General features: G+C 54.2%; 17 protein-coding genes. 11 read left to right on the top strand and 6 right to left on the bottom strand.

All coding sequences use genetic code 11. The annotated features are described in order from the left end of the window. Positions 1-282: 282 nt before the first annotated feature. The 8 genes from ftsA to ACTU44_RS06355 all read left to right on the top strand — a co-directional run bounded on the left by ftsA (position 283) and on the right by ACTU44_RS06355 (position 10,843). Positions 283-1,533, top strand: a complete 1,251-nt coding sequence (gene ftsA / locus ACTU44_RS06390) for a cell division protein FtsA (protein ID WP_114099574.1) — start codon at positions 283-285, stop codon at positions 1,531-1,533. Between the two features lie 231 nt (positions 1,534-1,764). Next, on the top strand, positions 1,765-3,426 hold the full coding sequence (gene ftsZ / locus ACTU44_RS06385) for a cell division protein FtsZ (RefSeq protein WP_114099575.1): 1,662 nt from the start codon (positions 1,765-1,767) through the stop codon (positions 3,424-3,426). A gap of 324 nt (positions 3,427-3,750) precedes the next feature. Next, on the top strand, positions 3,751-4,719 hold the full coding sequence (gene lpxC / locus ACTU44_RS06380; RefSeq protein ID WP_462096978.1) for a UDP-3-O-acyl-N-acetylglucosamine deacetylase: 969 nt from the start codon (positions 3,751-3,753) through the stop codon (positions 4,717-4,719). Positions 4,720-4,998: 279 nt separating this feature from the next. Beyond that, on the top strand, positions 4,999-5,784 hold the full coding sequence (locus ACTU44_RS06375) for an outer membrane protein assembly factor BamD (protein WP_404969467.1): 786 nt from the start codon (positions 4,999-5,001) through the stop codon (positions 5,782-5,784). Positions 5,785-6,043: 259 nt separating this feature from the next. Further along, positions 6,044-7,714 (top strand): DNA repair protein RecN, encoded by a 1,671-nt coding sequence (gene recN / locus ACTU44_RS06370; RefSeq protein WP_462096977.1) that lies wholly within the window; start codon positions 6,044-6,046, stop codon positions 7,712-7,714. Between the two features lie 49 nt (positions 7,715-7,763). Next, positions 7,764-9,863: an NAD-dependent DNA ligase LigA gene (ligA, locus tag ACTU44_RS06365; RefSeq protein ID WP_462096976.1), complete on the top strand. Its 2,100-nt coding sequence runs from the start codon at positions 7,764-7,766 to the stop codon at positions 9,861-9,863. Between the two features lie 30 nt (positions 9,864-9,893). Next, positions 9,894-10,286 (top strand): hypothetical protein, encoded by a 393-nt coding sequence (locus ACTU44_RS06360; RefSeq protein ID WP_114099580.1) that lies wholly within the window; start codon positions 9,894-9,896, stop codon positions 10,284-10,286. Positions 10,287-10,294: 8 nt separating this feature from the next. Next, positions 10,295-10,843: a thermonuclease family protein gene (locus tag ACTU44_RS06355; RefSeq protein WP_462096975.1), complete on the top strand. Its 549-nt coding sequence runs from the start codon at positions 10,295-10,297 to the stop codon at positions 10,841-10,843. Between the two features lie 25 nt (positions 10,844-10,868). Here ACTU44_RS06355 and ACTU44_RS06350 read toward each other — a convergent pair whose 3' ends face one another. Then, positions 10,869-11,894 (bottom strand): DMT family transporter, encoded by a 1,026-nt coding sequence (locus ACTU44_RS06350; protein ID WP_462096974.1) that lies wholly within the window; start codon positions 11,892-11,894, stop codon positions 10,869-10,871. 140 nt (positions 11,895-12,034) lie between these two features. On the opposite strand from ACTU44_RS06350, the gene ACTU44_RS06345 reads away from it, so the two are divergent. Then, a complete protein-coding gene (locus ACTU44_RS06345) occupies positions 12,035-12,940 on the top strand; it encodes a LysR family transcriptional regulator (RefSeq protein WP_114099583.1) in 906 nt (301 codons plus the stop codon). A gap of 79 nt (positions 12,941-13,019) precedes the next feature. Here ACTU44_RS06345 and mgrA read toward each other — a convergent pair whose 3' ends face one another. Continuing rightward, entirely contained in the window at positions 13,020-14,072 is a 1,053-nt protein-coding gene (gene mgrA / locus ACTU44_RS06340) for an L-glyceraldehyde 3-phosphate reductase (protein ID WP_114099584.1), read from the bottom strand. A 169-nt stretch (positions 14,073-14,241) separates the two neighbouring features. Continuing rightward, positions 14,242-16,266, bottom strand: a complete 2,025-nt coding sequence (locus ACTU44_RS06335; protein WP_462096973.1) for an aminopeptidase P family protein — start codon at positions 16,264-16,266, stop codon at positions 14,242-14,244. Positions 16,267-16,533: 267 nt separating this feature from the next. Between ACTU44_RS06335 and ACTU44_RS06330 the strand changes: the two genes are divergently transcribed. Then, positions 16,534-16,725 (top strand): hypothetical protein, encoded by a 192-nt coding sequence (locus ACTU44_RS06330; protein ID WP_147252051.1) that lies wholly within the window; start codon positions 16,534-16,536, stop codon positions 16,723-16,725. Positions 16,726-16,919: 194 nt separating this feature from the next. Next, a complete protein-coding gene (locus ACTU44_RS06325; RefSeq protein ID WP_462096972.1) occupies positions 16,920-17,657 on the top strand; it encodes an SDR family oxidoreductase in 738 nt (245 codons plus the stop codon). 8 nt (positions 17,658-17,665) lie between these two features. Here the strand turns inward: ACTU44_RS06325 and ACTU44_RS06320 are convergent, their stop codons facing one another. From ACTU44_RS06320 to ACTU44_RS06310, 3 genes are all read right to left on the bottom strand, one after another. Next, positions 17,666-21,244, bottom strand: a complete 3,579-nt coding sequence (locus ACTU44_RS06320) for a PAS domain S-box protein (RefSeq protein WP_462096971.1) — start codon at positions 21,242-21,244, stop codon at positions 17,666-17,668. Positions 21,245-21,263: 19 nt separating this feature from the next. Then, on the bottom strand, positions 21,264-22,349 hold the full coding sequence (locus ACTU44_RS06315; protein WP_462096970.1) for an HD domain-containing phosphohydrolase: 1,086 nt from the start codon (positions 22,347-22,349) through the stop codon (positions 21,264-21,266). 371 nt (positions 22,350-22,720) lie between these two features. Then, positions 22,721-23,602, bottom strand: a complete 882-nt coding sequence (locus ACTU44_RS06310) for a 50S ribosomal protein L11 methyltransferase (RefSeq protein ID WP_462096969.1) — start codon at positions 23,600-23,602, stop codon at positions 22,721-22,723. Between the last annotated feature and the right edge of the window lie 17 nt (positions 23,603-23,619).

Raw genomic sequence — 23,619 nt, 5'->3', positions numbered from 1 at the left:
CCGCCCGCCATCACCGATCAGGACTGATTGACGCGCCAGACAGGGGGCGGATCGCGTAATGCCTGAAGCCTGTCGGGTGACAGGCTATTGATCGCATCAGGAAGATGCGATGCCAGCTGCTGCCCCGCTAAAGTCTGACATTTCCGAGAAAACAGGACCGCTATGCGGCACACTCGATACAGCCTTAACCAATTTGCAACCGCTTATGGTGGAAAACGGGCTTAATAAGGTAGGGCAGGTCCGCCTGTCCCCAATAACTTTAGAAGAATTCAGAGCACTAAATTGGCACGCGGCAAAACCAGATCAGGATTGATTGCAGCTTTGGACATCGGTACGTCCAAGGTCTGCTGTTTCATTGCGCGACGCGAAAAGGACCATCCGCCGAAAATCATCGGCATCGGACACAACATGTCCAAGGGCCTGCAAAGCGGATCGATCGCAAATCTTGATGCCGCCCAGGAAGTCGTTCTGGCTGCGGTAAACGCGGCGGAAAAGATGGCCGGTCAAACCATCGAATCGGTCATTGTGAACCTTTCTGGTGGCCGTCCGGAATCGGAAACCCATACGGTTGAACTGCCCCTTGGTTCCCGCCCGATCGGCAATCTGGAAATCAGGAAACTGAATGACCAGAAAGAAGCCCTGCTCCGTCAGGCTGGCGATGAACTGATCCATACGGTGCCGCTTGGTTTCCGCCTTGATGGTGCGAGTTCGATGAATGATCCGCGCGGTATGTATGGATCAACGCTTGGTCTGGATCTGCATTTTGTCCGCACCCAGACAGCACCGCTACGCAATCTTGATACATTGCTTGGCCGTTGCCACCTTGCGATTGAAGAAACCGTCGTCACCCCGCTTGCATCGGGTCTGTCGGCCCTGACGCCGGATCAGCGCGAACTGGGCGCAACCGTCATTGATATGGGGGCAGGCACGACAAGCGTTGCTGTCTTTAACGGCGGTCAGGTGATTTACACCACCTCGATCCCGGTCGGTGGCGCGCATGTGACACGTGATATCGCCTATGGGCTGAACACGTCCCTTAATCATGCCGAACGGATGAAGACACTGCATGGCAGTGCGCTGACCTCGCCGTCAGATGATCAGGAAATCCTTGCCGTTCCGATCATTGGTGACGAGGACGAGAACAACTTCAATCACGTTCCGCGCTCGATGCTGATCAACATCATCAAGCCGCGCCTTGAGGAAACCTTTGAGTTGATTCGCGATCAGCTTGAAGAACATGGTCTGACCCAGATTGGCGGGCGCAGCATCGTGCTTACCGGTGGTGCCAGCCAGCTCAATGCCATTGCCGATCTGGCAAACCAGATGTTCGAACGCCCGGCAACTGTCGCCCACCCGCATGGCGTTACAGGCCTTGCCGAAGCCACCGCAGGCCCGGCATTCTCGGCCTGTGCGGGCCTTCTGCTGCGTGCGGTGGAACAACAGAACGACCCGCTCAGCGAAGCCATGGCATCAATCCATCAGTCAGGTGGACGCTGGGGGCGTCTTGGCGCCTGGTTCAAGGAAAACTTCTAGTTTTCAGCACCGGCGAACGCCCTGTTCGCCGGAAACTGGCAGTTTCCGAAAACAAGTGCATTTTTTTCTGCATTTTTTCGAAAACTTTTCCGCGCATTAACAAGCCAATAACTCTTTGCCCGCTAAAACGGACTCGGAGGTCTTTGTGTCCGAAGCATTTCGGGCACACACAGGCAAAGGGAAGGCTTGTGTGATCTTTAAGCTCTAAAGCGCGGAGAGGAAGAGCAAACAATGAGTACAATCAATTTTTCCGTTCCTGAAACGGAAGAAAACCTTAAGCCGAAGATCACCGTAATTGGTGTCGGCGGCGCCGGCGGCAACGCCGTTAACAATATGATCGCATCCGAACTCGAAGGATGTGACTTTGTTGTAGCCAACACCGATTCACAAGCCCTGACCCAAAGCAAAGCCACGCGCAAGATGCAGCTTGGCCGCAAGATTACCCAGGGTCTTGGTGCAGGCGCACGTCCCGATGCGGGCAGTGCCGCCGCCGAAGAATCCATCGAAGACATTCAGGCACAGCTTGAAGGCAGCCACATGGTATTCATCACCGCCGGTATGGGCGGTGGTACAGGTACCGGTGCCGCCCCGGTCATCGCACGTGCTGCCAAAGAGGCCGGCATCCTGACCGTTGGTGTTGTTACCAAGCCGTTCCATTTCGAAGGCACGCGCCGTATGCGTACCGCCGAACAGGGCATTGAACAGCTTCAGCAGTATGTTGATACCCTGATCATCATTCCGAACCAGAACCTGTTCCGGGTTGCGAATGAAAAAACCACCTTTGCAGATGCCTTCCAGATGGCTGACGACGTTCTGCGCAACGGTGTTCGTTCGATTACCGACCTTATGATGGTTCCGGGTCTTGTGAACCTCGACTTTGCTGATATTCGCACTGTGATGAGCGAGATGGGCAAAGCCATGATGGGTACCGGCGAAGCAACCGGCGAAAAACGCGCACTTGAAGCTGCCGAGGCTGCCATTGCAAATCCGCTTCTCGAAGATGCATCGATGAAGGGCGCACGTGCTGTCCTGATCAACATCACCGGCGGCATGGATATGGCTCTTTATGAAGTTGACGAAGCCGCGAACCGTATTCGCGAAGAAGTCGCTTCGGAAGCCAATATCATCTTTGGTTCGACCTTTGATCCGACCATCGAAGGCGCACTGCGCGTTTCTGTGGTAGCCACGGGCATCGACGCCGAAGAAGTACGCCGCCCGCAGCCGACCACCGTTTCCGTTGCCCAGCCCAAAGCAGCCCAGCCGATGGAAAAACCGGCCATGCCGTCCTTTGGTCAGCACGGCGCGGCAAATGCAGCCGCAAGCGTTGCTGAAACTACTTCCCCGGCGGCAACCGGCGACTATGCAGGTGGTGCATCAATTGATCACATTCCGGCAGAACGTTTTGCCGCAACCGGCAGCGCACAGCAGCCGGAACTGAGCCATCAGGCAGAAGCCCACGAAACCGGTTCCATTGAAATGGGCCAGACGGTTCTGAAACCGAAACCGGTTCTGCGTGCCAACAAGCCGATGGAAAAAGCCAACAGCAATGGCGACATGGCTTTCATTCCGCCGCGCGCTGTTTCACCGGGTGAAGCAGAACAGGTCAATCACAGCCCGGACGTATTCGAAGCGGCCGACGCTCAGAACGCAACATCGCCGCGTTCGGTCCTGAGCAGCCTGTTTGGCAAAAACAAAACCGTCAGGGAACCACACCAGCATGTGGAACCGAAAGTCTCGCAGCCGCAAGCACCGGCACCGCGTCAGACCGAGATGCCCCTTGGCGAAGACAGTGCATCTGTCATGAAGAAGGAGCCCGCTTCCCGGGGCAAGGCGCAGGGTGCGTCTGACGACCTTCTTGAAATTCCGGCCTTCCTTCGTCGTCAGGCAAACTGACGACGATCTCCGCGCGAAGAAAGGGAAGGCCCGGGGGCCTTCCCTTTTTTTATAGGTGGACAATTTCCACTGACGTCCGGGCGCGATGATTGTGAACAGAAATGTTTCACGACCCTGTTTCACAATTTGGGAAAATCAAGTTAATATATTGTTTTATAAACATATTTTTTGAACTCGAATGATTTACAAAGCGTAACAAAGAGTGATTTGAGTGATTGTCACAACCTCTGTAGTGTCTGAAGCTAACGAAGTGAGGGTTCCGGCCCTGCAAACGACTTCGACCATGATTGATGACAACCTGACAAACCTGATTTGGGGGTTCCTGTGAACAACATTTCCGACCTTAGTTCTGCTTTCGCGCAGACTGGCGTTTCCGGTGACGATTATGTGCGTCAGCGCACATTGAAATCGTCCATCGGCTGTGCGGGCGTCGGACTGCATTCGGGTCACAAGATCCGGATCACATTGCACCCTGCCCCGGTAAATCATGGCATCGTATTTCGCCGCACGGATCTGGAAGACCAGCCGTTATTCCCGGCACGTTACGATGGCGTGATCGATACCCGTCTATGCACCTGCCTTGGCGATGCTTCCAAAGGCATCAAGATCGGAACCATCGAACATCTGATGGCCGCCCTTGCCGGATCGCGCATTGATAACGTCCTGATCGATATTGATGCCGACGAAGTACCGGTAATGGATGGCAGCTCCGCACCGTTCAATTTCCTGATCGATTGCGTTGGCATCGAAGAACAGAATGCCCCGCGTCAGGTCATCGAAGTCCTGAAACCGGTTGAAGTCGAATATAACGGCTGCACCGCACGTGTTGAGCCCGGCCACGGTTTTGAAATCGACTTTGAAATCGACTTTGCCAGCAAGGCGATTGCCAACCAGCGCTTGAATGTCAAATTCGATGATGGCGTTTTCGTTGCCAATATCTCGCGTGCACGCACCTTTGGCTTCCTGCACGAAGTCGAAGCGATGCGCTCTGCGGGTCTGGCCCGTGGCGGTTCGCTCGACAATGCTGTTGTGCTGTCGGGCGACGAAGTCATGAACGAAGAAGGCCTGCGCTACGAAGACGAATTCGTGCGTCACAAGATTCTTGATGCGCTGGGCGATCTTTATACCGCTGGCTTGCAGCTTCAGGGCAAGGTAACCGCCTATAAGTCCGGTCACCATGTCAACAACCTGCTGCTTCAGGCATTGCTGGCAGACGAGACCGCCTATCAGGTTGTCCCGATGCCCAAAACCGCGCTGCACGGTGTTGCGACCCCGGTTCTGGCGACCGCCTGATTTCGCCTTAAAGCATTGGTGACAGATACCAAATCAATCGTAAATGGCGGCCCAACGGGTCGCCATTTTTGTTTGGTCGGGCTAATTTCTTAACGCAGATCAACGCACATGACCGCAAGCACGCATAAAAGTCGTTATTTGGCGACACAACTACTTGCCCAACCACGCCCTTCACATGATATAGTCCGGCGGATTTTCTCGTGAGTGCGTCACAAAATTCAAGGATAGGTCCCAGTGCTTAGTACCGTTCGCGCCAAACAGATCATTGCAACTTGTGGCATGGCCATTCTGCTTGCTGCCTGCTCAAGCAATGAGGCACCGGAATATATCGAACGTCCGGTTTCCGAACTGTATAATGGTGCGCAGGACCTTCTCGATGCCAAGGAATATCAGAAGGCCGCAAAGGCGTTTGACGAAGTCGAACGCCAGCATCCCTATTCTGTCTGGGCGACCAAGGCGACCCTGATGTCGGCTTATTCGTACTATCAGGACAACAAATATGATGATGCCATCAACGCACTTGATCGCTTCATCTCGTTGCACCCGGCAAACCCCGATGTGCCCTATGCCTATTATCTCAAGGCATTGTCCTATTACGAACAGATTTCCGATGTCGGTCGCGATCAGCAGATGACCCAGCATGCGATGGATGCGCTTGATGATGTTATCCGTCGTTTCCCTGACAGCAAATATTCCCGCGACGCCAAGCTGAAAAAAGACCTGACAGTCGATCACCTTGCCGGCAAGGAAATGAGCGTCGGTCGCTATTATCAGGATCGCCAGGAATTTCTGGCTGCGATCAATCGCTTCAAATCGGTCATCGAAACCTATCAGACCACCACGCACGTACCCGAGGCACTGGCACGTTTGACCGAATGCTATCTTGCGCTGGGTCTTGAGGGTGAGGCAAAGCGTACCGCTGCTGTACTGGGCCATAACTTCCCGGGCAGTGAGTATTACAGCGAATCCTACGACCTTCTGGTTGGCGGTGACGGTACCGGCCCTGAGCGTACCGAAGAAAGCTGGTGGGACTCAGCAACCAAGTCGGTCTCTGATCTGTTCTGATCAAGGTTGCCTCAAACATCCGGCCAATATCAGGTTTTCTTGACATCCGGGGCAAAACACCAATAGAACACAACAGGAACAAATTGTAATTAGGTCCTGTTTTAAAACCCTTTTGACCTGAACCCGCAAAATGGGAAACTTTGATCATGTGCGGGCTCTTGCAACACTTGCAAGGCGGGTCGGTATTGGGCACTCTGCAAGTCGAAAAGATGTTTGACCAAACTGTCTGCAGCCCCGTTAACAACATCAGTACCCAGAAATGCTTCGACGCCTCAGCATTCGGAATGTAGTCCTTATCGACAAGCTGGATCTTGATTTCCACGACGGGCTTAGCGTCCTGACGGGTGAAACCGGTGCCGGTAAATCCATTCTGCTTGATTCGCTGGGGCTTGCACTGGGTGCACGCGCCGATAGCGGCCTTGTCCGCCATGGCTGTGACAAGTGCAGCGTGACAGCAACCTTTACCCTGCCTCAGGGACATCCGGTTTTCGGGCTTCTGGCCGATCAGGATATCGATCTTGAAAGTGAAGAACTGGTTGTCCGGCGTGTCGTGACTGCCGATGGCCGGTCGCGTGCCTATGTGAATGATCAGTCAGTTTCCGTTGGCCTGTTGCGCGATGTCGGCAATTACTGTGTGGAAATCCAGGGTCAATTTGATCAGCATGGGCTGCTTGATCCGACCACGCACCGCGCGACCCTTGATGCTCATGGCAATCTTGGCAATCTTGCCCTGACGGTGCGGGATCACTGGCGGGCCTGGCGTGAAACCCAGAAAGAACTGAACGCGGCGCGCACACGCATCGACAAGGCCCGCGAAGAAGAAGAATGGCTGCGCCATGCCGTCGACGAACTTGAAAAGCTCGGCCCTGAAGAAGGCGAGGAAGAACGTCTTGCCGAAGAACGCCAGTTCCTGATGCATGGCGAAAAGCTGGTTGCCGCCCTTAACGATGCAGGCAATGAACTTTCGCGCGGCAAGGGTGCAGAAAGTGCCCTTCGCGGTGCGCAGCGGTGCCTTGAACGCGAACTTGAAAAGGCCGATGGCCGGTTTGAACCGATCATCGAAGCACTTGATCGTGCAGCAATCGAACTTGAAGAAGCCAACCGGGCGATTTCAGCAACCCTTGCCGATCTCAATGTCGATACCGGCCATCAGGAAAATGTCGAGGAACGCTTGTTTGCCCTTCGAGCTGCGGCCCGCAAATATAACGTTCCTGTTGATGGGCTAAATGCCCTGATGAAAGATTTCAGATCACAGATCGACCAGCTTGAATTTGGCGAGAAGGAACTCTCGCGCCTGACGGCTGCGGTTAGCGAACATCGCAAGGCCTATATCGAGGCAGGCCAGAAATTGCATGCTGCGCGTCGCGAAGCCGCGGCCAAACTTGATGGCGCGATTAATGACGAATTGCCGCCCCTTCGCATGGAAAAGGCGCGCTTTGTCACCGACATCGAAGAACTCGATGAAAACGAATGGGGCATTGATGGCATTGACCGGGTCCAGTTCACCGTGGCCACCAACCCCGGAAGCCCGCCCGGCGCGCTAAACAAGATCGCATCGGGTGGCGAACTTTCCCGTTTCCTGCTTGCGCTTAAGGTCGTGCTGGCGCGCGTTTCGGCTGTGCCCAGTCTTGTCTTTGACGAAGTCGATAGCGGTGTTGGCGGTGCAACCGCGGCCGCCATCGGGCAGCGCCTGCATCTGTTGGCACAGGAACGCCAGATTCTGGTTATCACCCATAGCCCGCAGGTAGCTGCACGCGGTCGCACTCATTTCTATATTGCCAAGCGCGAAACTGAGGGCACCATGGTCACCCGCGTTGATGCGCTGGTCGACGGTGCCCGGCGTGAGGAAATTGCCCGCATGCTTGCCGGACATTCCGTCACCGCCGAGGCACGCGCTGCTGCCGACAGCCTGCTGGAACAACCCAATTAAAACCCGGCATCAAATGCCGAACCCACTTTGAATACGGAACAAAAAGAATATGAACGCCGAGCATGCGTCAAACACGTCCAGCCTTCCGGAAATGCCCGCCACCAGTACCGAGGCGCGCAAGCAACATGCCGAAATTTCCGAACGCATTCGTTCCTTTAACGAAGCCTATTACGTTAATGACGAACCGCTGGTCCCTGATGCTGAATATGACGCGCTGTTCAATCGCCTGATCGAACTGGAATCGCACTATCCGACGCTTAAGAAAAACAGCCCGACACAGGAAGTCGGTGCCGCCCCGGCTGACGGCTTTGCCAAGGTCAGGCATGCGCGCCCGATGCTGTCGCTTGGCAATGCGTTTTCGCGCGAAGACATTGTTGATTTCCTTGCCCGTATTCGTCGTTTCCTGAACCTGACCGCACACAGCCCGGTCGAGGTGGTGGGTGAACCAAAGATTGACGGTTTGTCGCTTTCACTGCGTTACGAGGGCCGCAAACTGGTCACCGCCGCCACCCGTGGCGACGGATCGGAGGGCGAAGACGTTACCGCCAATGTCGCTCATATTGACGACATCCCCAAAACACTGCCCGACGATGCGCCCGATGTGGTCGAAATCCGCGGCGAGGTTTATATGGCCCGTTCGGCCTTCCAGAAATTGAACGAAACACAGGCCGAAACCGGGGGCAAAACATTTGCCAATCCGCGCAATGCAGCAGCCGGATCGCTTCGTCAGCTTGACCCGTCAATCAGCGCCAAACGCCCGCTTCGCTTCTTTGCCTACAGCTTTGGCGAGCTGTCAGAAAGCCTTGCCCAGACCCAGTGGGATTTCCTTCAGAAAGTCGATGGCTGGGGCTTTGTGATTAACCCGCTGACGCGTTTGTTAAATGATGCCGATGACATCATGACGTTTTATGAGGAGCTCGGTAAACAGCGCCCGGACCTTGATTACGACATCGATGGCATTGTTTATAAGGTCAATGATTTCGAACTCCAGCTGCGTCTTGGTTTCGTCAGCCGGTCACCACGCTGGGCAATTGCCCACAAATTCCCGGCCGAAAAGGCCCGCACACGCCTGAATGCCATTGATATCCAGGTTGGTCGCACCGGCGCACTGACCCCGGTCGCCCGTCTTGAACCGGTCACGGTTGGTGGCGTTGTCGTATCCAACGCCACGCTTCATAACCGCGACGAGATCGAACGCCTTGGTGTTCGGGTTGGCGATATGGTCGTTATTCAGCGTGCTGGCGATGTCATCCCGCAAGTGGTCGAAGTCATTTTGGACGAACGCCCGGAAGGCACGGTTGACTATGCCTTTCCCGATACCTGCCCCAAATGTGGCAGCCACGCCATGCGCGAAGAAGGCGAAGCCGTTACGCGCTGCACCGGTGGTCTTATTTGCCCGGCACAGGCGGTCGAACGCCTCAAACATTTTGTGTCGCGCAATGCCTTTGATATCGACGGCATGGGGGCGAAAAATATCGAAAGCTTCTTTGAACTGGGGTGGGTGAAGTCGCCAGGTGATATCTTCCGGCTTGAAACCGACCATGGGGACGCCATCAGAAAGCTTGAAGGTTGGGGGGATAAATCGGCAGCCAAGCTGTTTGACGGCATCAATGAACGCAAGACCATCGGGCTTGACCGGTTTATCTATGCGCTTGGCATTCGCCAGATCGGACAGGCAACGGCCAAGCTTCTTGCGCGCCACTATGGATCGATTGCCGAATGGCGCAGTGCAATGATTGCAGCCAATCAGGCCGATAGCGATGCCCTTCGTGAACTGATAAATATAGACCAGATTGGGCCGGGTGTGGCCAAGGACCTGATTGAATTCATAGCCGAGGACCATAACCTTGCCGTTCTGGACGATCTGCAGGCCCAGCTTGACATCACCGATGTCGAGGCTCCCAGTGTCTCTGACAGCCCGGTAAGTGGCAAGACGGTTGTCTTCACCGGCAAGCTTGAGCTGTTTTCACGCAACGAGGCCAAGGTCAAAGCCGAAAGCCTTGGGGCGAAAGTAGCGGGTTCGGTTTCAGCAAAAACCGATTATCTTGTTGCGGGACCGGGTGCCGGATCCAAATTAAAGAAAGCAGAAGAATTAGGTGTTACTGTTCTTGATGAACAAGGATGGCTTGATCTGATTGCCGCCGAATGACGCGGACCATGACCGAAGGGATGCCTGCCGATGGAAGATCTAGGAAGTTTTTTTCACCGCTATGTCGATGCGCATCTCAAGCTCGAAGAAGACGCGCTTGATGAATTTTATCACTTCCCCTGCCTGATCAACGATCTGTCCGGCGTCCATGCAATTGCAAAGACGGATGATTTGCACAAGTATCATCAGTCTTTCTTTGAAGAGCTCAAGAACGCCGATCTGGCCATGGCAAAATCGATGGTGATCGAACAGCATTCCGCCCTTCCGGGCGGGGCGCGGGCAATTGTGTCCTTCCGCTTTGGCAATTCGGAAAACAATCTAATCTTTGATTGCGACTATGCCTTTGCCCTTCTCAAACAGGAAGAAAAGTGGAAAGTCGTCTTCGCCCAGCTTGATGAAATCCGCTATAGCGACCTGTATTGAGGTCCTTGATGCCCTTTGCCGGAAGACGTCCGATCCTTCCAGTCCTGGTGCTTATCCTGATCCTTGCGCCCATGCTTGCCAAGGCCGATCCCGATTATGAAACCCTGTCGGGGCCAGCACGCGCCATTGATTCCGATACGCTTGAGTTCGGGTTCAAGCGCATTGATCTTTGGGGCGCGGATGCGATGAACCGTTTTCAGAAATGCATGGTGAATGGTCAAAGCACGGCCTGCGGGGCCGAAGCATGGCAAGTCACCACCAATCTTCTGGTTGCGACACCGATCACCTGCGAAGTGCGGGGCAAGAACCGCTATCACCGCAATATGGCGGTATGCCGAAATGCCAATGGTGTCGATATTGGTCAAAGCCTGATTGCGCGTGGCATGGCCGTCGCACGCCCGGACCAGATGCCCGAATATGTCCTAATCGAAGACCGCGCCAAACAGGGTAAAACCGGTATCTGGGCCGGACAGTTCATCGATCCGTTGAAATGGCGCCGGGGCGAACGTCTGCCCGAACATGAAACTGAAGTGCGCCGCTGGCAACGCGACAACTGATACCATCCGTCCCGTCAGTCAGGTTTCAGGACTTGGCGTTCGATGCAAATGGCCGCGCCAGCAACCGCCCTAACCCCGCCAGACTGACACTGTTTTTCAACGATGCGACGCCAAGTGTCACAACCGCAAAACCGATCATCTGTGGAAGCGTCAGTATTTCACCCAGAAACAGCCATGCTGCAAAGAAGGTCATGGCAGGACCAGACAGCGATATCAGTGACGCCTGTGTCGCCCCGATCCGGCGGATACCCTCATACAGCAGGAAGAACGGGATCACCGTGCAAAAGATCGAAATCCCTGCCGTCCACAGAACCCCGTTAACATTAAGATTCAATGGCTTTTGCATGACCAGCTCATAAAGAACCATCGACATACCGGCCATCGTGTTGATCAGGGCAGCAAAATGCATCGATCCGATGGTTTTGATCATGCTCTGTCCGAAATAAAGATACAGGGCATACGTCAGCGCCGATCCGAACGCCCATGCAGCCCCGTACCACAAGCTGCCTGACACCATGTCAAACCCGTCGGGTGCCAGAACCAGCATCAGCCCGCCATAGGTCACGACAAAGCATATCACCTGACGTATTGGCGGGAACCGGCCCTTGTGGATTGCTTCAAGGATCATCACCACAGCCGGGAAGGTAAACAGGACAATCCGCGATACCGTCACATCAATCAGCGAGACTGCCGTGAAATCAAACAAAGCGGCAAGAAAGAACAGCCCGCCATACAAACCACCCCATACCAGATCGACCGGTTTCATTTTCCGATCACCCGGCCGGTTCTTGCCAAACATCAAGACGCCCAGCCAAAAGAACGGCATCGCGATCAGAAATCGCAACAACAACAATCCGTCAACCGTCATGCCCGTCGCATAGACGAACTTCGCCAGCAACCCCTTCATGGCAAGTGCGAGGGTCGCCAGCAACACAATCGTCAGGGCCGAGCCAACCGGCTTTTCTGTGCCTTGTACCTTTGGCGCGGGGGCGTTTGATGGTTCAGCCGTCGCGGGTGATGCAGCAGCGTCGGCCTGGGGCTGTGATGTCATGGTGGTCTCCGGTCCTCTCCTGCGCAGCATAGTCACCCGCCAGCTGTCATTATTCAAATCGAATTAATTGCTATCAGATATCAGCTTTGGCTATATCTTGGAGTATCACATCGACTTTGCCGCAATCAGGATTGTCTTTTATGGACATCAAACAGCTCAGAAGTTTCGTTCATATTGCCGAACTTGGCAGCCTGTCGCGCGCAGCAGAACGGCTCAACCTGTCACAGCCCGCACTCAGTCGGCAATTAAACCTGCTGGAAGAAACGCTTGAGACCAAACTTCTCGATCGTACCGGCCGGGGCGTAAAACTGACCGAGGCAGGACAGATGCTGGCCGAACGTGCGCGCGTCATTCTGGCTGATCTTGCCCGTCTGGAGGCCGATCTGACCGCACGCAGCAGCAAAGTCACCGGCCATGTTCATGTTGGCGTCCCGCCAAGTGCAGGCATTGTGATTACCGGTGCGCTGATCGAACGCCTGCGCGCGCATTTTCCTGATCTCAATATTTCGGTCGCTGAAGACCTCACCGGCGATGTGCAGGAAGGCTTGTTGTCGGGACGTCTTGATATCGGGATTTTGCATGACGGCATGATTTCACGCAGTCTGCATGCTGAACCATTATGGCGCGAAGATCTGTTTCTGATTTCTCATCCGACACAGGTCGGCGAGCAGGAAACCGAGATCGCCTATGAAGATGTCTTGTCCCTGCCCCTGATCATGCCGACAAACCGGCACGGGTTGCGCGCCAAGATGGAAGAAGCAGCCTTTCGCGCCGGTCGCCCCCTGACCCCGGTGGTAGAGGCAGACGCATTGCGTGTACTTGTTGATCTGGTCCATCGCAATGTCGGACATACAGTCTTGCCAAGAAGCTCGTTGGTTATGGAGCTGTCAACAGGACGCCTCAAGGCACGCCGCGTTGTCAGCCCGCAACTTTCACGTACGGTCATGCTGTCATGGCTTCATGACAGACCTCTTAGTGCCGGGGGCAAAGCAGTTGTTGATACCCTGCGTGATCTGGCCGGCACCATGCCAATGGCGGAAAAATAAACTGTGTCCACCGGATAAAACAAAACCCCGACTGAATTAACGGTCGGGGTTTTGTCTGTTTACATGTTTCGTCCAAAAATCAGACCGGAGCCTTGCTGTCTGAGGACTTCTGCCAAAGGTTCAGTCCGCCATCGGCTGCATATTTGTCGATTTCGGCCAGTTCATCTGCACTGAATTCAAGGTTATTAAGTGCATCCAGGCTGTTATCAAGCTGCTGAACATGACGTGCACCAATCAGCGCCGAGGTGATTTCCGGGCGGCGCAACACCCATGCAATCGCCATCTGGGCCAAGGTCTGACCGCGGCGTTCTGCAATGGCGTTCAGCGCACGAACGCGATCAAGATTTTCTTCGGTCAGCATGCCCTTCTGGAACGAACCTTCAAGGGCAGCACGAGATTCCGAAGGAACCCCGTTCAGATACTTGCTGGTCAACAGCCCCTGAGCCAACGGCGAGAAAGCAATACAGCCCATACCAAGATCAGACAGGGTATCGAGCAAGCCACCCTCGACCCAGCGGTTCATCATCGAATAGGACGGCTGATGAATGACACAGGGCGTACCAAGATCCTTGAGGATGGCGTGTGCCTCGCGGGTCATTTCCGGTGAGTAGGACGAAATCCCGACATAAAGCGCCTTGCCCGATCGCACGATCTGATCAAGTGCCCCCATGGTTTCCGCAAGTGGTGTGTTGGGGTCAACACGATGGGAATAGAAGATATCGACATAATCCAGCCCCATGCGCTTAAGGCTCTGATCAAGGCTGGAAATCAGGTATTTACGTGAACCCCATTCGCCGAACGGCCCCGGCCACATCCGATAGCCGGCCTTGGTCGAAATGATCAGTTCATCACGATGTTTTTTCAGGTCCTGGCTCAGAACCTTGCCAAAGTTTTCTTCGGCCGATCCCGGAGGCGGGCCATAGTTATTGGCCAGATCAAAGTGAAACACACCACGATCAAAGGCCCGGCGGACCATGGCGCGCTGGGTCTCATAGACATCCACACCACCAAAATTCTGCCAAAGGCCAAGAGTGATTTTCGGCAGCATCAGGCCGCTATTGCCACAGCGTGTCCAGGTCTCATCGTCATAGCGGTTGGGGTTTGCCATCCACTGCGCTTCGACTTCAGCCATGTCTTCCTCCTGTTATCAGAGGCGGTTTCATATTCCGCCTTTTTTGAATCGATCCAATACCTATTCTTTAAGGCATTCCGGTTCGCTTGTCAGTGCACTAAACATCAAAAAGCCGCCCCGAAGAACGGGACGGCTTGTCTTTTTCACATCATGGCAAAGACCGCACCGCTCACGCGACTTTCTTTTTGATCGGCGCGGTTGCGTTTTGCAGCCATTCGCGATGATCGTCATCCAGATCGTCGGCATACATGGCGTAAACCTGCGCGTGGTAATCGTTAAGCCACTGCAGTTCGTCTGTTGTCATCAATTCCGGATCAATCAGTTTGCGTTCAATCGGCGAGAAGGTAAGTGTTTCAAAACCAAGCATCTTGCGATCTGCACCAATCGGCGCATCGATTTCGCACACAGCAATCAGGTTTTCGATACGGATGCCATATTCGCCTTCTTTATAGAAACCCGGCTCGTTTGAAAGAACCATGCCCGGTTTCAGGGCAATCGTATTGGCTGCCTTGGAAATACGCTGCGGGCCTTCATGCACACCAAGATAACTGCCAACGCCATGCCCGGTGCCGTGATCGAAATCAAGCCCGGCTTCCCAAAGCGGCATGCGCGCAAGGGTATCAAGCTGCTGTCCGGTGGTGCCAACCGGGAAGATCGCACGCGCGAGCGCAATATGCCCCTTAAGCACGCGGGTAAAGCGATCACGATGTTCCTGGGTCGGTTCACCGACAATAGTGGTACGGGTGATGTCGGTCGTGCCGTCAAGATATTGCCCACCCGAGTCAATCAGGAAGATTTCACCCAGTGTCAGTTTGCGGTTGCTTTCCGGCGTATTGCGATAATGGCAAAGCGCCCCGTTGGGACCACTGCCCGGAATGGTTTCAAAGCTTGAATCACGGAACAACGGATCTTCTGCACGCAGCGAAAGCAACTTGTCCGCAGCTTCGCGTTCATCAATGCCGCCATCAATTGCGGTTTCATCAAGCCACTTGAAATAACGGATGATTTTTTCGCCATCGCGCTTGTGGGCTTTACGCGAACCTTCAAGTTCTACCTCGTTCTTGCAGGCTTTGGGCAGGGCGACCGGGTCGCGCCCGACACGCACCGTCGCACCGGCCTCGGCAAGCTGCATGCGAAGCCAGTCACCGGCCGTTGCCTCGTCGAGACGAACTGACTGATTGCCCATTGCCTTAAGGGCATCGGCAAGCTCACCCGGCGCACGAACGGTTGCTTCATCGCGCAGCCAGACAGCAGTTTCTCTGGCAAGCTTGCGTTCATCCATGAACAACTCAACCGAAGCATCGCCATTAATGATCGCATAACCAAGCGCAAGCGGAGTTTGCGGCACATCGGCCCCACGAATGTTCAAAAGCCAGGCAATGCTGTCAGGCGCAGACAGGATTGCGCTGTCACAAGACAGGCGCGATAAAAGACCTGCGATCTGGGCGCGTTTATCCGCACTTGATTTCCCTGCATATTCCAAAGGATGCGGGCGAACCGGGCCAAGTGGCATGGCAGGCTGATCACGCCAAAGCGCATCAATCGGATTGGTGTCAATCGCAATCAGTTCTGCACCGACACCTTCGCAGGCAGTCCGCAAATGGTTTGCCTGCTGCACGGTATGAAGCCACGGATCATAGGCCAGTTTCTGACCGGATTTCAGATTGTCATGCAGCCAGCCGACCACCGGCTCATCGACCAGATGACGATATTCAAACAAATCACGATCGACCTGCTGGCGGACCTGAATGGTGTAACGCCCGTCAACAAATACGGCAGCCTTGTCTGCCAGAACCACCGCGGCCCCCGCCGATCCGGTAAAGCCAGTCAACCATGCCAGACGTTCGGCACGGGCGGGAACATTTTCACCCTGATGTTCGTCTGCGCGCGGAACGATGAAACCATCGACACCCTTGACCGCAAGATATTTGCGAAGTGCTGCAATACGCTCAGCCGGATTAAAATCGGCCTTGGCGGTTTTGAACAATCCTTTGCGCTGATCGCGCAGAGCAAACAACGCGGCCTTGAGTTCTTCACTCGGGCGCGCGCAAATCAGATCAATCCAGTCGGTTCGCGTGTCACCATCGGCGGCCGCAAGCACGCCGTCAATCAGGGCAATGACAGCGTTAACATCCTTGTCGACATTATCGCGTTCCAGAAGGGTCGCGAGTTGGGCATCACCGGGATTGGTCATAAACGTCCTCGTTTTCTTGTGTGGGGCAGATGGAACCAGGGTCAGAACCCTATGTAAGGGTTATTGCCGATTACGCGCAAGCAGCAAAGATATTTTGCATATTTTATAAAATTATCCCTTAAATCGGAAAATCAGGTTCTCCACATGCGTCACAGGTATGAATGCGTTGCAAGCTTCGCAATGCAAATTAGTCAAAGATTAACTTATTACATCTCCGTGACAAAAAGATGGCCCGTCGGGACGTCAATTTGCAGGAGACCATGAACGGTGATCCGTTTTCCTATTACTGCCCTAAGTGTTGTGCAATCGCGTCGTCGTCAGACGGCCTATGATGGCCTAGAGCGCCTGACCCTTGGTCGCAAAGCCGCGCTCGGTCTTGATACAGGCCCTGCCCATCTGGCAGACGATGATACGGACCGGTCCCCAACCGGTTCCGAAGACACCAAGGACAAGGAATAAAGGATCAGTCCCGCCCGGAATGGTTGGATGCCAATGGCGAAGCGCAGGATCACGGTTCATGACCCTTGCGGTCTTTTTTGTCTTTTCCCTCTGAGACGGCCCTGCTCCTCCACAGCAGGGCCGTTTCTTTTTGACCAATTCCGTTGATCCACATCATAGTAGCCCCAAAGCGTCACATCGCCCTGGGAGGAACCATGCCAAAAACAATTCTGATTACCGGCGGATCACGCGGGATAGGTCGTGCAACTGCTGTCCTTTTTGCACGTCAAGGCTGGAATGTTGCCCTCAGTTTTGTTGGCAATCAGCAAAGCGCTGATGAAACCTGTGCTTTGTGTGAACGCGCCGGGATCACAGGCAATGCCTTTGCGCGCAAATGCGATGTCCGCGACGAAACCAGTGTTGTGAATTTCTTTAATTCAGCCCGCGAACGTTTCGGGTCAATCGACGGGGTTGTCAATAATGCCGGGATTGTCGCCCCCAAAAGCGCGCTTGCCGACATGGATATTGAACGCATGAAGAATGTGTTCGACACCAACGTTCTCGGCGCCTATCTGGTTGCCCGCGAAGCAGCCCGCACCCTGCAATCCGACGGTTCGCTCGTCAATGTCTCGTCGATAGCCGCCAAGCTCGGCTCGCCAGGCGAGTATGTTGATTACGCCGGTTCAAAGGGGGCAATTGATACCCTGACCATCGGCCTTGCCAGGGAACTCGGCCCCAAAGGCATCCGCGTCAACGCCGTTCGCCCCGGTATCATCAATACAGAAATCCACGCCAGTGGCGGACGACCGGAACGGGTTGCCGAACTTGGTCCCGCCTGTCCATTGGGACGTCCGGGCGAGGCCGATGAAGTCGCGCAAAGCATCTATTGGCTGACTTCAGATGCCGCATCCTATGTCACCGGATCAATCATTGATGTTTCAGGTGGCCGCTAGGATTCTGCTCAAAGCTGGTCGGACTGATGGGCCTCATCACTATTGCGCTCCGTGGAAGCCTTGTCCTTGCGACAGGTTGCCGCCAAGGCATCATGAAGTTCGACCACATCAACGGGCTTTGCGAGAATACAGTCAACATCAAGCGCCTTGTACGCAGAGATAATCTCGTCTGACGCATAGCCTGTCATGACAACAACCGGAATATCACTGCCATTTGCACGCAATGCTTCGACCAGTTTGACACCGGTCATGCCCGGCATTGTCTGATCGGTCAGAAGCCCGTCAAACCTTGCATCCGGCGCCGTGATGGCCGCAATGGCATCATCTCCGTTGTGGAAAGTCTCAACACTATAACCGATCCGCTCGAGCATCCTTGAACAGAGCTTGAGGTTCTTTTCCTCGTCATCAACAACGGCCAGATGTCCACTGGCACGGGTTATCTCGCTGCGTAAGGTGTGCTCACCATTTTCATCTGTGCGACCAAGCTCCGGCAACAAAATAGAGAAACGTGTTCCCTGCCCCAAACGGCTATAGACCGTAATCTCGCCCTTGTGACCGGCAATGATCCCGTGAACCGTCGAAAGGCCAAGTCCCGTTCCCTTGCCCGGTTCCTTGGTCGTAAAGAACGGATCAAAGATTTTCTTTGCCGTTTCCGGGTCCATGCCGGTTCCGTTATCAATCACGGAGATCCGGATATAAGGCCCCGGCGCCAGAAGCGGATGCATTTCGCCACTGTCGTCGGTCAGTTCAAATGGTCCGGCTTCAATCCGTATTTCACCCTGTTCGCCAACGGCGTGATAGGCGTTGGTGATCAGGTTCATCAAACACTGGTCAAGCTGGGTGGCATTGCCCAGAACGGATTTTGTTTCCGGAGCAATTCTGGTGACCAGCGACACACTTGAGGGCAAGGACCCCCGCGCAAACCTTACAGCCCCCTTGATCATCGTCGTAACATCAATCGGGGATCTTGCTGTTTCGGAATTACGGCTAAAGGACAGGATTTGCTGAACGAGATCACGGGCACGTTTGGCCCCGTCCCGAATCTCTGTCACATCATCACGCAAGGGCGAATCTTCCGGCAAATCGCTATAAAGCAATTCGGCGTAGCCACTTATCGGCTGCAGTATATTGTTGAAGTCATGGGCAATGCCACCGGCCAGAACCCCGATTGTCTCCATGCGTTGTGAATGTCGAAGCTGTTGTTCGAGCTTTTCACGTTTGCGATCAGACAACATGCGCTGCAATTCGGCCGATGCACGTGATGCAAAAACACCGACAATCGACCGTGCCAATTCCGGATCGGTCAGAGGCTTGTCTGAAACGGTCACGACCACACCGATTGGCTGACCGGAACTATCATAAAGAGCAGCCCCCACATAACCGGCAACCATGATTTCAGTGACAGGGGGAACACCGGGCATGACTTCCCTGAAGTTGTCTTCGCAGACAAAAACGCCGTCTTTGATCACCCTCTCGCAGGCGGATCCCTCGAATTCGAAATCAAGTCCGCCAATGTTCCGGTCGGGGGAATAATAGGCGACTGATTTGACCCGTCCACCGGTGACTTCCGCGACATGGCAATAGGCCATGCCGAGCGTCTCACACAGTACTTTGGTCAGATTATCGAAGAAACCCGATCCGATCTGATAACGTACGCCGCGATAAATGGATTCCAGCGTTTCCTGATAGCGTTCGCGTTCAGTGACATCGAGTGCGAAGCTCGCAATGCAATCAAGCTGACCGTTTGAATCAAAGATCGGGCTTTCATACCATTCGCAAATGATCCTGCCGCCATCCCGCCGAAGGTTGGTGAACCGGTTGTTCACGCTACTTCTTGTCTGCATGAGTTTGTCGACCAGCGCCCCTAGCCGATGGCGTTCGTTTGCCGGCACCAGCATTTCAAGCCGCCGCCCGACCAGTTCACCTGCGGCATAGCCGAACATCTGGCACGCCGTTTCATTGACTTCGATAATGGTTCGGTCAGGTTTCCAGTAAAACACCCCGATCTTTCCATTATCAAAATGCGCACGCAATCTGCGCTGATTGGCTTCAAGGTCACTTTTGGCCCGTTCAAGATCGGATCTGTATCGAATGCGCTCGGTCACGTCCCGGCCACTGATACGGATCCCCATATTCGATCCGTCAATATCAACAATCGGTTGCCATGACAGGGCAATACCAACTCTTTGACCGTTTTTGTGTAATCCGGTGAATTCCTGGTCACTGCCAGAGAGTCCCGAAAGCCCTTCTTCGATATAATGGTGCACCCGATCACGATCTTCCGGTGCGACAAAGGGCAGCGGATAATCTTCAATATTCATGCACTCGGCAACGCTATAACCCAGAACACGTTCAATCGCCGGATTGACCCAAAGGAGCTTGCCGTCAGACGAGATCCAGCTTTCCCAGTCATATGTGTAATTCGCCACAGCCTCGAAGCGACGACGCGAGAAGTTCAGTTCTTCATCGGCTTCCATTAACGACTTGATCCCGGTCGCAGCAGCAAGCAACCCACCCGCCATATGGGCAAAAACAATCTCGTCAGAGCGCCATGGACGCGGCCGCCCGATCGTTTCAAAGCACAAAACCCCCATCCGCCCGGAAACCGACATCAGTGGCACATCCAGCATCGCGCCGATGTTCAACGGACGCAGATACTGCTCGGAGAATTCGGATGTTCTGGGATCTTCCATTGCGTTTTCAGCATCTATCGCCTGCCCGGTTTCGAGGGCAGCGAAATAACGCGGCAAATCCTTGCGACGCAGTTCAAGACCATCATGTGTCGCCCCGGGATTGGTAACGTCATACAAGCCGACACAGGCAACATCACCATCATCGTTCTGCAACCAAAGACTTGCCCGTTCACAATTCAGAAGTTCGGCAAAACGTTGCAAGGTCGGTCGGAAAGAAACATCCTCGATCCGGTCCAGTGACGAGAAATAGCTTGCGACTTCGCCCGCGCTGACCCGAATTTGTTCGAGAAACTTTTTCCCCGACACCACTTCATTCTGCGATCGCAGCTGATCAACACTGAGCTGCAGCAATGCCTGACGCATCCAGATCACGCCAACGACAATCGAGGAACTCATCCAGGCATACCCAAACAGCGCCGACACCCAGACCGGCAATGTATGGGGAACAGTACCAGCATCGGGAACCAGAAACGCATCGAGCCCGTAAACACGCATGGTCCCGATCGCCATGATGGTGGCAAAACAGAAAAGCGCATATCGCAACGTCGCGCCAAACGGATGGAACACAGCCACCGTCGTAGTCGAGACAATCATCAATGCCATGCCGCTGGCTGGCGAAAACATAACGATATAAAGCAAAGAAAGTGCCGTCATCGTCGTGATGATGACAAGGGCCTTTGTCCTGACTTCAAGCCTGCGCCGTACGACCAGACACGCAACGACCGCCAGAAATACTACAATCTGGATCAGTTCGACCGCCCAGAACTGCTGGCTTGCCTCACGCAGGGAGGAGGCAAGCAGAGCAGGAAAACCGCCAATTGCCATCACCAGAAGCATGAAGTCGGCAATGCGATTGCGGGTTCGGTGCAAAATAACGTCTACGCTCTGGTGCATGGTCTGGACGTCTCCGGGTTTACACCAACTGATCTGGCATGCTGTTAAAAATGCTTTCAAAACGGCTGTGATGCTCGAAAAACAGTCCAAGCAGCGTAGGATCAAACATTTCCGGTACTGTACGACCATCACCCTTTGTGATGATGTCGACAGCTTCAAGATGACTAAAGGGTGGCTTGTACCGTCGAGAACTGCGCAGCGCATCATAGACATCGGCAAGCGACACAATGCGGGCAACAACCGGAATTTCCTTGCCCGACAATCCGGTGCAATACCCCGTGCCTTCCCATTTTTCATGATGGTGGCGGGCAATGATCGCGGCCTGCTCCAAAATCGGATTGTCTGATGAACTCAGCATCGCATAACCGATTTCCGTGTGACGTTTCATCACGGCAAATTCGCTGTCGGTCAACGGGCCTTCCTTGAGCAACACCTCGTCTGGTACCCCGACCTTGCCGATATCATGCAGAATACCCGCCAGCCGAATGATCCGCTGGGTCTGCTGATCAAGTCCGGACATCTCGGCCAGCAGTTGTGAATAAAGACCGACGCGAACGCAATGTTCTGCTGTTTCGATATCTCGATACTGCGAAATCAGACTCAGACGATCGACCATTTCCTGTTCGGCACCACCGAGCTTGCGGGTGATGTCATCAAGCGTCTTTGACTGGCTGACATTTTCAAGTTCAAGTTTGCGGATACGTTCACGTTCCCGATCCCGTTCGGACAAACGGTTCTGTGCAGCCTCAATCGCCTCTTCCAGATCGGCCCGTTCAACAGGTTTATCAAGGAACTCGCGTACGCCCATACGCATCGCGCTTACCGCATCGGCCTTTTCACCGTCACCCGTCAAAAGAATGAACTCGAAATCGCGTTTGAACTCACCTGTCGCGCGCCGGATCAATTCGAGTCCGCCACATTCCGGCATCCTCAGATCCGAGATCACAAGTCGGAGTGATGCATCGTGACGAAGCTGATCAAGCGCTTCAATTCCGTTTGCCGCAACCACAACGGAAAAGCCTGCGCGCTCGAGGATGCGGGCAAGAAGTTTACGGATGACCGGTTCATCATCGACAATCAGAACACGATGTTCAGTTTCCGGCATGCACACCCCCTGATTGATTTCGGTATTTTCTAACAGCTCACAAATGAATTTACTATACTTCGGTATGGCATTTCTTCGATTAAAACACTCCCCATACGAGGAGTGTCTCTATACGAACCGCTCAAAACGCACCTAACCTGTTAGAAAATCAGAACATATAAATACAAAGATATAGATGGGACATTTGGGGGACCGATAGCACTTATCCTTTTTGCGGACGGGACAACAGTCATCGGAACGAATCCTGTGAACAGGTACCGGTCATAAACAAAGTGATCGCAAAAACAAAAAATGACCGCCCACAAGGGCAGCCATTTCGATGTTCGAATATCCTGTGAACCCGCGGCAAGCACAATGCCGGGATGTTCAGCCTAGCCGACCAGAAGTGTCGTCCAGTTTTCAACCTTGAACCGCTTGATCAGCGACAAGCCGACTTCACGATAGGCAGACAGAACAAACTGTTCCTGATGCGACAGAAGCCCCGAAAGAACGACAACGCCGTCTTCAGACAGGGTATGGGCCAGATCATGGGCCATCGCACGCAGCGGCCGGGCAAGAATATTGGCGCAGATGATGTCGTAGTAACCCGCATCACGCACACGCGTATCCTGAAAACCGTTGGAATGGATTGCCGTCACCAGATCGGCAATCTTGTTGAGCTTGGCATTTTCCTGTGCCACGCGGACCGACGCGGCATCAATATCGGCCATCATGACCGTGCTACGCCACGTTTTGGCACAGGCCATCCCGAGAATGCCCGAACCGCAACCCATATCAAGCGCATTGTAGCGCGGACCAAGCTTGGCCACCCAGTCAATCGCAGCAAGGCACCCTTTGGTCGTCTGATGCTCACCGGATCCGAATGCCAGACCGGCATCAACCTGAAGACCGAGCTTCGCCACCGGAAGGTCTTCTTCCCAATGCGAACCATGAACAAAGAAACGCCCGACCGAGATGGGCTTGAAGCTGCGCAGATTTTCGCTGACCCAGTCCTTGGGCTCATATCTTCCGAAAGTGACAACCGGCGCTTCAATGCCAGCCGCAGATGCCATGATCGACACCGCCGTTTCAATACCGGCCTTGTCAAACTGCTCGCCAGCAAAGCCTTCAACTTTCCAGGGCGCGCTCGGATCACCGGGACGTTCAAAATGCGAAAGCGCATCGCAATATTCATAAAGCGCTTCGGCAAAGGCTTCGGCATATGCGCCATCAACTTCAAACTGGAAGTTATAGCAAAGAACGGGTTCGGTCATATCGCTTCTCGCTTGTC

The sequence above is a fragment of the Thalassospira sp. SM2505 genome, from assembly GCF_054901115.1.
The sequence above is the reverse complement of the archived record's forward strand: the minus strand, read 5'-3'. Positions and strand labels throughout refer to the sequence as shown.

What these genes read in the sequence shown, in the direction of transcription:
- ftsZ (WP_114099575.1), top strand. Translation starts at nt 1,765, where the DNA reads ATGAGTACAATCAATTTTTCCGTTCCTGAAACGGAAGAAAACCTTAAG.
- ACTU44_RS06375 (WP_404969467.1), top strand. Translation starts at nt 4,999, where the DNA reads ATGGCCATTCTGCTTGCTGCCTGCTCAAGCAATGAGGCACCGGAATAT.
- recN (WP_462096977.1), top strand. Translation starts at nt 6,044, where the DNA reads ATGCTTCGACGCCTCAGCATTCGGAATGTAGTCCTTATCGACAAGCTG.
- ligA (WP_462096976.1), top strand. Translation starts at nt 7,764, where the DNA reads ATGAACGCCGAGCATGCGTCAAACACGTCCAGCCTTCCGGAAATGCCC.
- ACTU44_RS06360 (WP_114099580.1), top strand. Translation starts at nt 9,894, where the DNA reads ATGGAAGATCTAGGAAGTTTTTTTCACCGCTATGTCGATGCGCATCTC.
- ACTU44_RS06355 (WP_462096975.1), top strand. Translation starts at nt 10,295, where the DNA reads ATGCCCTTTGCCGGAAGACGTCCGATCCTTCCAGTCCTGGTGCTTATC.
- ACTU44_RS06350 (WP_462096974.1), bottom strand. Translation starts at nt 11,894, where the DNA reads ATGACATCACAGCCCCAGGCCGACGCTGCTGCATCACCCGCGACGGCT.
- ACTU44_RS06345 (WP_114099583.1), top strand. Translation starts at nt 12,035, where the DNA reads ATGGACATCAAACAGCTCAGAAGTTTCGTTCATATTGCCGAACTTGGC.
- mgrA (WP_114099584.1), bottom strand. Translation starts at nt 14,072, where the DNA reads ATGGCTGAAGTCGAAGCGCAGTGGATGGCAAACCCCAACCGCTATGAC.
- ACTU44_RS06335 (WP_462096973.1), bottom strand. Translation starts at nt 16,266, where the DNA reads ATGACCAATCCCGGTGATGCCCAACTCGCGACCCTTCTGGAACGCGAT.
- ACTU44_RS06325 (WP_462096972.1), top strand. Translation starts at nt 16,920, where the DNA reads ATGCCAAAAACAATTCTGATTACCGGCGGATCACGCGGGATAGGTCGT.
- ACTU44_RS06320 (WP_462096971.1), bottom strand. Translation starts at nt 21,244, where the DNA reads ATGCACCAGAGCGTAGACGTTATTTTGCACCGAACCCGCAATCGCATT.
- ACTU44_RS06315 (WP_462096970.1), bottom strand. Translation starts at nt 22,349, where the DNA reads ATGCCGGAAACTGAACATCGTGTTCTGATTGTCGATGATGAACCGGTC.
- ACTU44_RS06310 (WP_462096969.1), bottom strand. Translation starts at nt 23,602, where the DNA reads ATGACCGAACCCGTTCTTTGCTATAACTTCCAGTTTGAAGTTGATGGC.